At 64.7% G+C, this 13675-nt stretch carries 12 protein-coding genes; 5 read left to right on the top strand and 7 right to left on the bottom strand.

What is annotated here, in order from left to right; all coding sequences use genetic code 11:
• Positions 1-3: 3 nt before the first annotated feature.
• Positions 4-708: a winged helix-turn-helix domain-containing protein gene (locus tag KF688_03270; protein ID MBX3424680.1), complete on the top strand. Its 705-nt coding sequence runs from the start codon at positions 4-6 to the stop codon at positions 706-708.
• Here the strand turns inward: KF688_03270 and KF688_03265 are convergent.
• Positions 669-1628, bottom strand: a complete 960-nt coding sequence (locus KF688_03265) for a hypothetical protein (protein ID MBX3424679.1) — start codon at positions 1626-1628, stop codon at positions 669-671. The genes KF688_03270 and KF688_03265 overlap by 40 nt on opposite strands.
• Before the next feature lie 190 nt (positions 1629-1818).
• Complete coding sequence (locus KF688_03260; protein ID MBX3424678.1) at positions 1819-2841, bottom strand: D-cysteine desulfhydrase family protein; 1023 nt, start codon at positions 2839-2841, stop codon at positions 1819-1821.
• Positions 2842-2990: 149 nt separating this feature from the next.
• Here KF688_03260 and KF688_03255 point away from each other — a divergent pair, with 149 nt between their 5' ends.
• Positions 2991-4589 carry a PQQ-dependent sugar dehydrogenase gene (locus tag KF688_03255; protein ID MBX3424677.1) on the top strand — a complete coding sequence of 533 codons (1599 nt, stop codon included), beginning with the start codon at positions 2991-2993 and terminating at the stop codon, positions 4587-4589.
• Here KF688_03255 and KF688_03250 read toward each other — a convergent pair.
• From KF688_03250 to KF688_03235, 4 genes are all read right to left on the bottom strand, one after another.
• A complete protein-coding gene (locus tag KF688_03250) occupies positions 4586-5098 on the bottom strand; it encodes a gamma carbonic anhydrase family protein (protein MBX3424676.1) in 513 nt (170 codons plus the stop codon). The genes KF688_03255 and KF688_03250 overlap by 4 nt on opposite strands.
• Before the next feature lie 221 nt (positions 5099-5319).
• Positions 5320-6378, bottom strand: a complete 1059-nt coding sequence (locus KF688_03245) for an ROK family protein (protein MBX3424675.1) — start codon at positions 6376-6378, stop codon at positions 5320-5322.
• Positions 6379-6616: 238 nt separating this feature from the next.
• Positions 6617-7105, bottom strand: a complete 489-nt coding sequence (locus tag KF688_03240) for a DinB family protein (protein ID MBX3424674.1) — start codon at positions 7103-7105, stop codon at positions 6617-6619.
• A gap of 179 nt (positions 7106-7284) precedes the next feature.
• Positions 7285-8805 carry a hypothetical protein gene (locus KF688_03235; GenBank protein MBX3424673.1) on the bottom strand — a complete coding sequence of 507 codons (1521 nt, stop codon included), beginning with the start codon at positions 8803-8805 and terminating at the stop codon, positions 7285-7287.
• A 423-nt stretch (positions 8806-9228) separates the two neighbouring features.
• Between KF688_03235 and KF688_03230 the strand changes: the two genes are divergently transcribed.
• Positions 9229-9372 carry an integrase core domain-containing protein gene (locus KF688_03230; protein ID MBX3424672.1) on the top strand — a complete coding sequence of 48 codons (144 nt, stop codon included), beginning with the start codon at positions 9229-9231 and terminating at the stop codon, positions 9370-9372.
• Between the two features lie 116 nt (positions 9373-9488).
• On the opposite strand, the gene KF688_03225 is transcribed toward KF688_03230, so the two are convergent.
• Positions 9489-10706, bottom strand: a complete 1218-nt coding sequence (locus KF688_03225) for a cell surface protein (protein ID MBX3424671.1) — start codon at positions 10704-10706, stop codon at positions 9489-9491.
• A 242-nt stretch (positions 10707-10948) separates the two neighbouring features.
• On the opposite strand from KF688_03225, the gene KF688_03220 reads away from it, so the two are divergent.
• Together KF688_03220 and KF688_03215 are read left to right on the top strand one after the other, a co-directional pair.
• Positions 10949-11971: a hypothetical protein gene (locus KF688_03220; protein ID MBX3424670.1), complete on the top strand. Its 1023-nt coding sequence runs from the start codon at positions 10949-10951 to the stop codon at positions 11969-11971.
• A gap of 175 nt (positions 11972-12146) precedes the next feature.
• A complete protein-coding gene (locus tag KF688_03215) occupies positions 12147-13661 on the top strand; it encodes a hypothetical protein (GenBank protein MBX3424669.1) in 1515 nt (504 codons plus the stop codon).
• The last annotated feature ends 14 nt before the right edge of the window (positions 13662-13675 follow it).

Here is a 13675-nt window from a genome sequence, read left to right as displayed (position 1 = left end):
GACATGCCAAAAGCCCGCATTCTGATTATCGAGGACGACGCCTCGCTGTCCGAGGTCCTCGACTACAACCTGCGCCAAGAAGGGTACGAGACCCAGGTCGCCCGCGACGGGCAGTCGGGGCTGCGCGAAGCGCGCTTGCGCGTACCGGAGCTGGTCCTCCTGGACCTCATGTTGCCGATGATCGACGGCTTGGAGGTCTGCCGTCAGATCCGCGCCGACCTCGCCCTGCAGGACGTGTTGGTGCTCATGCTCACCGCCCGCAGCGAGGAAACCGACGAACTCGTCGGATTCTCCGTCGGCGCCGACGACTACGTCACCAAGCCGTTCAGCGTCAAGGTGCTGCTGCAGCGCATCCAGGCGCTGCTGCGTCGAAAAGAGCAGGGGAGCGGCGACCGAGACGTGCTGGTCAGCCAAGGCATCATGATCGATCGCCGCCGACACCGCGTCACGGTGGGCGACAACCCGCTGGATCTCACCCCCAGCGAATTCGGCCTGCTGGCGGCGCTGTTGCGGCAGCCGGGCCGGGTCTTCTCGCGAGCCGAGCTTATCGACGTCGCGCTGGGGGACGATGCGATCGTGCTCGAGCGGACAATCGACGTCCACATCCGCGCCCTGCGGAAGAAGCTCGACTCCCACGCCGATCTCATCCAGACGGTCCGGGGCGTCGGCTATCGCTTCCGAGACCCGGCCGACGTCGCCGCGGTGTAAACGGGGGAATCCGCTGCGGCGCGGCGCTCGTCGTCGACGGCCCCCGCCTTGTCCTGCACGGCAAGTTCGCCGGCCTCGGACGGTTCTGCTTGGTCCTCGGCGTACTCGCCGCGCCAGGCCCGAGATCCGCAGCAGCCGATGAACACGCTGTTCTGGAATCCGCACTTCATCTGCGGGCAGCGCATCGTCTCGTAATACCAGCGCATCACGTAGACGTGGTTCGAGATGCTCAGGTCGACGATCCCGCGGACGGGCGTCGTGCCGCGCACCACGAAGTTCTGCACCCCGGGGCGGCTCACATGGTCGCCGTAGCCGCTCACCCCGGGCGACCAGTAGTTCTCGACGCACCGCGCGTGTCCGGTGGCGCACAGCTTGTCGAAGATCTCCTCATGCAACTGCTTCGGAGGATCGAGCAGCGTCAACTGCGCAACTCGGGCTCCCGTGGAATGGGCGAGACAAACGGCAGCCTGGGTTGCGGCGAGCGTCCCCAAGCTGTGGGCGATGATCTGCGTGCGGCCCGGGTCGACCCCGCGACTCATCAGCGCCGCGGCCATCATCCGACCCTGCTCGCGGCCGATGCGCACCGGCTCGTTGTTCAGGGCCTTGACCCGCACGCCGTTCCAGTCCCAACTGAGAATGTTGTAGCTGTCTCCGCAGCGACAGCGGAGGGCCCGGGCGCCTGACTCGGCAAAGGTCGTATGGATTCGGTTGGGAAGCGGGTTCCACCCGTGCGTAATGACGATCGTGGGCTTGGCTGGGTCGATCGGGTCGCAGACCCCGGCGCCGCAGGAGTAGTTCAACAGCACGCCTTGGCGGCCGTTGCCCCCTTTTTGGATGACCGCCGTGTTGAGCCCGCATCCTGACGCCAAGGCGCAACAGCCGACCAACAAAAACGGCGCGTAGCGTCGGGCAGTTCCCATCCGTGGGCTCCGCGAGGGTTCATGAATGCAAGCAAGCGCATCCAGTGCGCCACATCGCCAGTATCGGGCGTCAAGCCCGTACGAGGCGCACATCGTGCAAATTGGCCCGATGACGCCAGTTAGGCAAAGTTGAACGGCTGGCCAAGCGCGGCAGGCGGCCGACAACCGGCGCCGCGTACGAAGCGGGCGATCACGCCAAGTCGGCCGCGTAGGCGTGCAGCGCCGACTCGTCCCCCGTGTGCCAGAATACCACTGCCTCGTCTTCCGCGAACGCGCCGCGGCGCGCCATGTCCAACAGCGCCCCGAACGCCCGCCCCGAATAGACCGGCCCGACGAGGACCCCTTCGCGTCGCGCCAGCAGCCGAATCGCCTTGCGTTCCAGGTCGCCGACGACGCCGTAACCGGCGCCGAGATAGTCGTAATTCGTCGCGAAATCATCGGCCGTCAGCACAGACGGAACGCCCAGCAGCGCCGCCGCTTGGTTCGCCACTGTGGCGACATGAGCCAGGAAGCGTTCCTCGGCTCGCTCGTCGGGAACATGCTCGTCGGGAATCTGGTCGACGCTGATCGCGGTGATGCGTCCCGCGAATCCCGCGAGCTTGGCCCCCAACACGATCCCCGCCTGCGTCCCGCCGGAGCTCGTCGGAAACACGAGGTGCGGCGCTCTCGACCCGCAAGCCGGAAGCTGCTCGACCAACTCGGCCATCGCGGCGACGTAACCCAGCGCCCCGCGGGCGTTGGAACCGCCGACCGGAATGACGTCGGGACAGCGCCCGACGCGGATCAACTCGGCGGCAAGCTCCTCCATTCGCGCTGTTCGTCGCTCGCGGGGAGTCCAGTGGATCGTCGCTCCCAGCAACTCGTCGAGCAGCAGATTGCCGACCCGCGGTTGCGGTTCGCCCCCGAGGACGAGATGGCACTCGAGCCCCGCGATCGCCGCCGCCGCGGCGGTTTGCCGGCAGTGGTTCGATTGCGGCCCCCCGGCGGTGATCAGACAGTCGCACCCGCGCCGGACTGCGTCGGCGACGAGAAACTCAAGTTTGCGGGTCTTGTTTCCTCCGGTCGCCAAGCCGGTCAGATCGTCCCGCTTGATCCCCAGCGGCGGCCCGCCGTATTCGGCGGCGATCCGAGGCAAATCCACTAGCGGCGTCGGCAAATTGCCGAGTCGGATTCGCGGGATCTCTGCAAGTTTATTGCGCAAATCAGCAATCATGCGTTCAGCGAGTGAATGTGAAGCGAAACGACGAGCAGAAAGGTTTGGCGCCCCGCGCGACATGGCGTTATCTTGGAGGGACCGGTCGCGACGCCGCCACGATTGCTCGCGACCTGTCGCCGCACGTTGTCACCGGAACAGAGAGAATCATGGCCGCTTGCTTTCGAATCTGCAACCTGCCGGGTTGCCGCGGACTCCTCCGCTCCTTCTGCTTTCTGATCGCCCTTGCCGCCGCCCCGCTGTTTGTCGCCGTGCCGACCGGGCAGGCCGCCATCGTCGGCGCCGAGCGAATGGCGACGGGCCTCGCGCAACCGGTCTACGTCACGCACGCCCCCGGCGATCGCGACCGATTGTTCGTCCTCACCAAGGGGGGACAGATTCGCATCATTGACGTCGCGACGAAGACGCTGTTGCCGACCCCGTTTTTGTCCATTTCGGGAACCGACGCCGTAGGCGAAGGGGGGCTCCTGGGGCTCGCCTTCCACCCTGACTTTGCCGACAACGGCAAATTCTACGTCAACGTCACGATCGACAACGGCGGAATCAACCTCGGCGGAGCCGTCTCCCCCTTTAGCAACGAGATCCGCGAGTACCAAGTCACGGCCAACCCGAATGTCGCCGGGACGAGCTTCAATCGAGTTCTCAGCTACGTCCAGCCTCAGGACAATCACAACGGCGGTTGGATCGGGTTCAGCCCGGTCAACAACTATCTCTACATCATGTCGGGCGACGGCGGGGGATCGAACGATATCGGCAACGGCCACACGTCCGGCACAGGCAACTCGCAGGACATCACCAACAATCTCTTGGGCAAAGCCCTGCGGATCGACGTGAACGGCGACGACTTTCCCGACGACGCGAATCGCAACTATGCGATTCCTGCCGACAACCCCTTCGTGGGGATCACGGGGGACGACGAGATCTTCGACTACGGCCTGCGGAACCCCTGGCGGTCCAGTTTCGACCGAGCGACCGGCGATCTCTGGATTGGCGACGTCGGTCAAACCGCCCGGGAGGAGATCAACGTTCACCCGGCCGGCGCGCCCGGGGGAATCAACTACGGCTGGCGATTGCGCGAAGGGACGATCGCCACCCCGTCCGGCGGAGTCGGCGGTTCCGCGCCCGGCGCCACCGATCCGGTCTACGAGTACCCGCGCACCGGCTCCGATTTCGCCGGCACCTCGGTCACGGGGGGGTACATCTACCGCGGCCCCGACCCGACCTTGCGCGGCAAGTACATCTTCGGCGACTACGGCTCGGGACGCTATTGGATGTTCGATCCGGCCGACCCGATCGGGACCCGACAGATCATCAGCGGCATGCTCATTCCCGACGTCGGCTCGCTGACGTCGCCCGTGTCATTCGGCGAGGACGCCGTGGGGAATCTCTACATCGTCAACTTCGGCTCCTTCAGCTCGGCCACGGGCAGCATCTATCGCATAAGGACGAATGCGCTCGTCCCGGGCGACTTCGACGCCGATGCGAGCGTCGACGACGACGATTTGGCGATCTGGCTCGCCGGCTTCGGGACCAGCGGCGGCGCCTCGGCGGGCAACGGCGACGCCAACGGAGACGGCGACGTCGATGGCCGCGACTTCCTGCTCTGGCAGCGAAACTACGGCGACAGCGCGCTCAATCTCCCCCTGACCGCCTCCTCCAATGCCGTCCCCGAGCCGACCGCAGTCGCCCTGCTCTTGGGCGGTCTTTGCGTCGCTGGTCGCCGCGCGGGCAGAACGAGAACCCGCTAAACGACCGACTCGAACTCGCCCGCCTCGAACCGCGCGCACAGGTCGACGTACCGTCGGCTGAGCCAACGCAGGTACTCGTGCTCCTTGGCATTGACGGAGCGCACGATCTTGCCCGGCACGCCGACGACCAGGGACCGGTCCGGCACGATGAGCCCCGGCGGGACGACCGCCCCGGCGGCGATCAGGCACTCCTCGCCGATCTCCGTGCGTCCCAACAAGACGGCCCCCATCCCCACCAGCGAGCCGCGCCCCACCCGCACCCCGTGGACGACCGCCCGATGGCCGATGGCGACGTCGTCCTCGATGCGATTGGGAATTCCCGTGTCGCAGTGGACCACGGCCCCGTCCTGAATGTTGACCCGCTCGCCGATGGTGACCGGCGCCACGTCGCCGCGGACGACCGCCGAGAACCAGACGCTTGCCCCGGCGCCGAGCACGACGTCCCCCAACACGGTCGCCGTGTTGGCGATGTAGGCTCCGGAAGCCGTCTTGCGAAAGAAATTGGTCATGCGATGTCGAACTGGGAAGCGACGTGACTTGTTACGCAAACAAGCGCGAGGGCACGACGGCGCTAAGCTGCAGTGGGCGTCACCGTGAATGCCCGCACTGTCATTGTAAAGCCTTCGGCAATCCCGGAATAGCAACGGCAGGCGGAACACGGCGCGGCGACTTGGCGCCTTCTGGCGCCTTTGCGTGAGAGCGTCAGCGCGAACCACGGCGCGCACGGGCGTCACACGGCCCCGCTGATCGCCCACTCCAGCGCCCCAATCACCGGCGCCTCGTCGCGGCAGACCGAGAACTCCAGCCGATCCAAATTGCGGAAGCCGTCGAGCGCATGGCGACGGTACTCTTCCTCGGCCAGCCGCTGGTAGCGCTCGCGGACCGCCGGGGCCAAGTCGCACACGCCCCCGCCGATGACCAACCGGTCGAAATCGCCGAGGTAATTCGCGGACAACATCGCAATTCCCAACGCTCGGGCCTGATCGTCGAACAACTGGCACGCCAGCGCGTCCCCCGCCGCGGCCAGTTCGCGCAACTGCTTCGCCTTCTCGCGAACCGTTCCGTCGGTCTTGTTGAGCGGATGGTCGGCCCACTCGGGCAGCGTCAGCCGATGCTCGAGTTGGTGCGCCAGCCCGCTCAGCGAAATCGCCGACTCGGCCGTCGCATAGGCGTTCCCTTTGAGCAATTGCCGATCGTGCTCGTGCCGAAACGCGTATGCCGGCAACAGGATGTGGCCGACATGCCCGGCCCGACCCTGGCTCCCCTGGATCGGCTTGCCGTCGCGAACGAAGCCGCCCCCCAGTCCCGTGCCGACGATGACCATGAACAGCGAGTGGAACGTCTCGTCGGGAAGCGACTCGGCCGGCACGCGGTCCCACTGGAGCGCGCGGCTGCGGATCGCGTACTCGCCCAAGGCCGCCGCCTGCCCGTCGCCGATGTAGCGCACGACGATCGCCGCATTGTGCCTCTTGAGGGCCTGCTCCAACATCGCGCGGATCGGGCAGTTGTCCCACAACGCGCGGTTGAGATTCGGGGTCGACAGCAGCACCCCGTCCATCGTCGCCGGACCGGGGGTGGCGAGCCCCACCGTCCGCACGTCGGCCAGCGACGAGCCGACCTCCTCCATCGCCGCAATCGCCGCGGCCTCGATCGCCGCGACCGACGACTGCGGCCCAAGATCGGGCGTGGTGGGAAACTGCTGCGAGACGTGAACCACCCGCCGCCGGCCATCGCCGACCGAAAGCGTGCTAGTGGTCCCGCCGACGTCGACGCCGATATAGTGAGGCACAGTGCAAACGGGGGGCTTGGGGCGAGGGACTTGCAGGCAAGCGACTTGAGCCGGGAGGGGCCAAGCCGGGATCGATCCGCTGCGAACGAGCGGCTTCAATCTACCCGAGCAGCGGGAATCAGGCGAGAGTCGTCCGTGGGTCCTCTGCGACCTCCGCGCCACTGCGCGAGGTCTTCTTCCCGGCCCTCCGCAGGCAATCCGTCCCTCTCGTCCTGCCAAGCGCTCGCCGCACGTCGGGTCAAGCGCCGAACACCGGCGGCACGTCGACCCCGCACAGCCGCAGGTACGTGGCGAGGATCGCCCGATGGTGGATCGTGTGGTTCATCACCCACGTCCGCAGGCACGCCCCCTTGGGCATCGTGAACAACGGTTGCCCCCCCATCAGCAGCGACCAACTCTCGGCCAGCACCGCGTCGCTCGCCCCGGCCAGCGCCTCGCGCGCCGCGGCGACATGCGCATCGAAGGCGGCCAACACCTTGGCCGGATCGCGCTCGTCGGGGGTCTCGTACCGCGGTCCGCCGACCGGAGCAACGTCGAACGAATCGCTGGCGACGATCCCGGCCGTCCAGCCGACGATCTCGGCGAGATGATTGGCGTTCCACGCCACGGACCGCATCTCCGGCTTGGCCTGCCACCCCATCTGTTCGGCGGGAATCACCGCCAGAACCTTGCGCGTGCGGACCATCTCTTCGTCAAATTCGGGAAGCAGCAGTTCGGAGAGGGTCATGTGAAACGTTCCTTATGTCGCTTCTTGTTGGTCGTTGTCCGAGAGTCGCAAGTTATCGCAGTCCCACTGGCCTGCCCCCAAAACCTGTACCACATGCTATGAGAGTACGGTTTGAGTGAATCCGCTGATCCGAATCCGCCAGATGGATCTGAACTTCCTTATTCGGACAAGTCACTGGGTCACTTCAGACGGGTTACGATCGCCAGCAGCATAGCGATCAACGCGATGGTGCTTGGCTCTGGTATGACTGCAATCGCTAATCCCTCGCGACCATCGTCAAGCCCAAACCTAAATGCAATATCACCCCCGTTGCTCAGGCCGGTGAAGCCATTGCGACGAGCCCCGACGCCGCTGTTGAAGCCTAGGTCAATTAGACGGCCACCCAAGAATTCATCGCCAAGGCGCACGACCTCGACTAGACCCTTATTATCATTGAAGAGGTAGATGCCGACAGAAACTTCGCCGCTTGAAGCATGCGTGACTTGACCGGCAAATGCGACTTGCCCAGCATCATTCAATGCAGGTTCCCCGATAAAATTGGCGAAGAGCCAGTCTCCACCAAGAATCGACTGACCGGTTCGTGCAATCTGAATCGGGGCGCCGGACCCGTCAGCACGATAAACTCCGACGCCGTCGATATGGCCGGTAGCTGTGCTACGCAACCTGCTGCGAAACGCAACTTGCCCTGCTTCGTTCAACGCCGGGTTCTCAAAATCGATGAAGTAGCTCATGCCATCCGGCGCGACTTGTTCCTCGCGAACAATCTGGACAAGCCCGATCGGCCCATCGTTTCGGAATATCCCGAGGTTCCTCGTACGAAACGCCACTTGGCCCGCGTTGTTTACGGACGGCCCGAGAATTTCCCCGATTCTGTTAACCCCATCGGGGGCCTGTTGTCCCTCGCGAACAACCAACTCTGGTCCCGACGCCGGGGAAAACAAGAAAAGCCCGTGATCGTCGAAGCTACCGCCATGTGTTCCCTGCAGGCCTGCGCTGTACAAGACTTGCCCCGAATCGTTCAGGCCAATGGCCGAAAAGCTACTGTAGGCGCCATTGCCATCGGAGGCGGGCTGGCCTTTTCGCGCAACTTGCACAAGGCTTGCCGAGCCGTCTCCAAGGTAGATTGCCGCGTCGTTCGGCGTGCCGGAAAGATCACTGGAAAATGCCACCTGCCCGGCGTTATTGAGCGTTTGCTCGTTAAACCCGAAGAACACGCCATCGCCGCCCGGCACGGTTGCGCCGGTCCTCGCGATCTGCACCGTTAGAGTCGCTCCGTCTCCTCGAAAAACCCCCAACTCGTCGCTTGACCCGCCGCTTGTGTCGTCGAGCAACGCCAGAAATGAAACCGCGCCGTTGTCATTCAGAGACGGCACAAAGAAGCTGTCGAAATTGCCATTGCCGTCAGGCGCAATGTCGCCAGACCTGACGATCTGCGCTAGTCCGTCGAGCTCATGGCCGCGAAATATCCCGAATGAAGAACGAAAACCCGGCTCGATCACACTGGCGGTGAATGCGCCATCGCCAGCATTATTGAACAAGGGATCGCGCGAATCGAAACTACTAAGGGTGCCGCTACTACCCAGCAGTGGCGCGCCCTCCAGAGCGACGACTCTAATAAGACCTCCTGCGCCGGCGGTTCGGCAGTTGCTGGCGAGTGAGAGAATCAGCAAGCTCAGTAGAGTGGCCTGTTTGAGCAACATTCACCGTGTGTCCTACTTGAACTCTTGTCGAACCGCCGGACTCGCAGTCGTCGCGCAGTCCATTACGAGGTAAGAGAAGTGATTCTCAGAGCATTGCTACACGGCTGGGAATTGTCACGATGCTAGCCAGTCGGTCCCGTCTCGTTAGTGAAGCGTTGAGTAGTAGTTACGTCGTCACAGAGAATGGAAGGGCTGCCCGTCGAAGTCACCGAACAGTCGTAGTTTAGTCAAGGGGATGGCAACCTGCAAAGAACCCCCCGCAGAATCGGATTGGCCCGATGGGCTACTCCGCGTCCCTAGCGCACAAGCAGCGGCGATCAGAGGGGACCAAGCGCGGAGCGCAGAAGCGTGACCAACCTGGGATGCACTTGAGAGCCGTGAATCTGCGTCGGTTGCATCGCTCCCCAGCCCTGAGAATCAGTCTTGAACGCAGCGATGGTCGCCACGCCGGCGGCCAGAACGCTAGCCCGCGCCTGGCGAGAGGATTACAACCACCACCGACCGCACAGATCGCTCGGGTACGTCATCCCCGCCGAGTTCGCGGCTCGCTGCCCCACCGATCCGTAAGCACGATGACTGGCAATGGCTCAGCGACAGCGTATCGCAAGTTGGCTGGAAAGTTGGTCTGTCCTGACGATATCTATTCTAGCCAATCCGTGTCTTCCGCGTCCCTCGACGTGACGCTATTCCCCCCGCGCAAACTTCTCCAGCGTCTCTTGATACCGCTTCTTCCCCGCCTCGACGACGCGGCGAATTTCCTTGGCGTTGTGTTCGCTCTCTTTGCGCAGTTCGGCGATCATCTGCAGCGACTCGACTTGGTAGTCGCTGATTGCCGTGACAAGTTTCTCGAGCGACTCGGGGCTGATCGTCGAACCGTAGCCCGCCTTGAGCGCGGCCCGTTCCAGCTCGCGCCCCAAGTCGGCGACGTCCTCGAGCGATTTGTTCACCCCCGCCTTGAGCGCCTCGGTGCTTTGGGTCGCCTCGTTGAGTCCCTGCTGCGAGGTGTAGACCGTCCCCAGGATCGTGAAGACGTGTTCGTTGGTCGTGAAGAAGGTCACCGCCCGACGATAGACTTGGTCTTTCACGTCGTGAGTCTGCTTGAGCTTCGTGACGAGCGTCTCGCCCACGTCGTAGCCGATCGACAGGTTCTCGGCGATGTCCTTGAGAAGCTGGTACGTGCGGTCTTCCTTGAGAAGCTTCGTGTTCGCCTCGTCGCGGGCCAGTTCCAGTCGCGACTGCTGGCTCGCGTCTCCCCCCTGATACTGGTCGACCGCCTGCTGGGCGTCGGCCAGGGCCTGCTTCGCCTTGTCCAGATGGGGCATCTGGGCTTCCAAGAGCTCGCGCCCCAAGATCTCCGCCTCCTTGAGCGCGAAGCGAAAGTCGATGTACGCATCCATGATCGTCTGCTCGCGCTCGAGCTGGTCCTTGGTGTCTTTGCAGACGTCCTTGTACACGTCGACGATCTTGTCGAACCGCGCCGCAGGGGACCCGCGGCGAATCCGCATCCACAGGTTGGCGATCTTCTCGGTGACGCCGATCTTGCCGTCGTCGAGCTGGTGGATGAGGTTCTTCGAGTCGTCGCGGATGGAATCGAACATCTGGCTGATCTCCAGATAGCGATTCCCCACGTTGATGTTCTCGACGTTGTCGCGCACCAACTGGTTGAAGGTGCTCATGTATTTGATCGTGTTGGCGATCGCCAGGGCGCGCGCCTCGTCGACGTGCCGCACTTCCTCCAGCAAGCGGATCAACTCCGCGGGGGGGGCCTCGGCGTCTTTCAGCCCGAACTTCTCAAGCACGTCGACCGCCTTGTCGAGATACCCCTTGGCCTTCTTGGCGTGGGTCGACTGCTGATCGTATGCGGGACGAGCGGGTTGAGACTGGACGGCTTCGGCGGCCATGGTCGGGGCTCCCGGTAGTGAGGGACTTGCCGCGCACTCCCCGCGGGACGGCGGCCGGCTGTATTGCAGAAGGGCGTGTGATAAACTGGGCGTCCGCACCACGCCGGACGCCGCGTCGAATCGCTCGACGAAGCGGCGGGCATGGGCGGAGTCACTCAGCTTACCACGCTTCGCGGCCGTGCCAACACTGGCGGTCCGGCCGCTCGTGTCGTCCGAACTCGCCCCTCTTGGCGCCAATCGCCATGTCCGCTCAGCAAATTCAAACCGCTCCGCCCGACGAGGCCGACCTGCGGACCGTCCAGGAACTGCTTGCCGAACTCCCCGAAGCGGACAAGCTGAGCCTGGAGGAGATGTCGCGGATCATGGACGTGGCGACGACGTTCCGCAAGGAACGGGCGCTGGTCGAGCAGCAACTGAACATCCACGAGATCAAGGCGAAGCTGCGCGAACGGCTGCTGGAGGCGGCCCGGGTGAGCGGCGATCCCGTCACTGAGGCCGAGGTGGACGCGGCGGTCGAACAGTATTACGACCGGCTCCATGAATTCGCCGAGCCGAAGCAGGGCTGGCGGACCTGGGTCGCCCACGTGTGGGTTCGGCGGCGGACGATCTTTCGACTTGCAGCCGCGGCGGCGATCGGGGCCGCGATTCTGTGGAGCATGTTCTGGGGCGGCCTGCTGCCGGGCGCCCGCCGCGATGCGATGATCGCCGGAGAGCGGCTGTCGGCCGTCGAGAAGGCGGTCGCCGCGGTCGACGCCGTCGCCCTCGACGCCGCGGCCAAGGAAAAGGCCGCCGCCGCGCTCGCCACGGCGAAAGCGGCGGCCGAGAGCCGCGACTTCAACCAGATCGAGAAGGTGCTGGCCGAGGTCGACGCCCTGGCGGCGACGCTCATGCAGGACTACACGCTCCGCATCGTGTCGGGCGAGGGGGAACCGTCGGCGGTCGAACGCGTCTTCACCGACGAAACCGGCAGTCGCACGTCGGGATACTACGTGTTCGTCGAGGCCCGCGACGCCCGGGGCGCCCTGGTTCGCGTGCCGGTTCTCAACCGCGAAACAGGCAAGCCCGTGCTCGCCAGCCGCTGGGCCGAGCAGGTTCCCGAAGACGTTTTCGAGCGACTTCGCCAAGACAAGCAAGCCGACGGCGTGTTGGACGAAACCCTGTTCGGGACGAAGGCGCGCGGCGCCCAGGACCTGCAAATCGAACTTCCCGGAGCGAACGGCCAGCCCATGCCGCGGATGGGACAAATCACGTCCTGGGAAAACTGACTTTGACCGCCGCTGCTTGCTGGCATCCCCCCTCGCACCGGGCTGACGAAACCGTGACCGACCATCAACCCGGGAGATCCGCCTTGACGACAAGGGTGCGCCGCCCCTTCCTGCCGTTGCGCGCTGCGGCGCGATCCGCAAGCTGCCCCGGCAAGCCCCGGCCGGAGGCGCAGCGATGAACGTCCAATCGGGCGCCGCCGTCGGGATTTCGCTGCAGCGAGCCGTCGACCAGATCCGTCGCCAGGTCGACGGCCATGTCACGAGCATGCGCGAGCTCGACGCCAAGTTGAACGAGTTCGTCGATCGCCGGGGGGAAGCCCTCGTCGACCTCGCCAAGCACTACCTGCCCGACATGTCTCTCGGGTCGATCCAAGGGACCTTTCATGACGTCCGCGACCAATTGCTCGAGGTCTTCGCCCGCAAACAACGCCGTCAGCAGGAGTTGCACGACTTGGCTGCGGGGTGTGAACGCGAGGTCGAGCACCGCGAGGCGGAACTGAAGCGCGTCACCGACGAACTCGACGAGATCGTCGCCGAGCGCGATCGGCTGGAATCCCTGCTGGCCGACCGCCTGCACGGCAGCGAGGAATTCGCGACCCTCTCGGCTCGCGCAATCGAGGCCGAAAAGGAACTGGAGCGCAACGAGGCCCGCGTCGCTGAGATCAACGCCGAAGCCGCGAAGAAGCTCCCGTCGTACGACGGCAGCAAACTGTTCAAGTACCTCTACGACGCGGGGTACGGCGCCCCGGCGTACAAGGGGGAGGGCATCGCCAAGCGAATGGACCGCTGGGTCGCCAAACTGATCGACTTCCCCGCTGCGCGCCGCAGTTATCTCTTCCTGCAGACGACCCCCAAGCTGATCGCAAAAGAGGTCGAAGGCCGCCGCGACCAGTTCAATCAACTGATGGAGCAGGTCGAAGCGATCGAGGACAAGGTCAGCGACGAGATCGGTCTGACCGAAGTGATGCGCACCGGCCAGGAACTGGGAAGCCAACGCGACGATCTCGTCAAGGCGATCGCCGACCAGCAAGATCGGTTGCTGAAGCACCAGGAAGAGCTCCTGCGGCTCGACGGAACCCAGAACGAGTTCTACGGCGAGGCGCTCCAGCGTTTGAAAGACTTTCTGTGCAACATGCACTCGTCGCGGCTCAAACGCGAGTCGATGGCCACGGTCGATCGCAAGGACGACGCGATCGTCGCGGAATTGACCTGGCTGAACGACCAATTGGACGACGTCCAGGGTCGCGGACGCACCCTGGCCCAGGAGCGACAGTTGTGGGACGCCAAGCTGACGGGGCTGCAGTCGGTGCTGCAGGAGTTTCGGCGCAACGAGTTCGACTCGCAAAGGTCGTCGTTCGACTCCCGCTTCGACGCCCCGGGGCACGTGCAGGCGTTTCTCGACGGGCGGCTTTCGGCCGAGCAACTGTGGGGCGCCATCCGCCAGCATCAGCGGTTCGCCCCCTTGTGGCACGAGCAGCCGCCGCGCAACACCGGGGGCATCGGCGACATCTTCAACAGCGACATGTCGCACGTGCTGTTCCGCGTCCTCGTGGACGTCGCGGGCGAGGCGATGCGGCAGTCGGCCCGCCGCGGCATGGAACGCCGCGAGCCGATCCGGCATCGCCAGCGCGAATCCGCCGGTCGGCCGACCTTCCGCAAGGGGGGGTTCACCAACGGCCGCGGTTTTTGACGAACCGAGGAGGC

It is taken from the genome of Pirellulales bacterium, from assembly GCA_019636345.1.
Taxonomy (GTDB): Bacteria; Planctomycetota; Planctomycetia; order Pirellulales; family Lacipirellulaceae.
The sequence above is the reverse complement of the archived record's forward strand: the minus strand, read 5'-3'. Positions and strand labels throughout refer to the sequence as shown.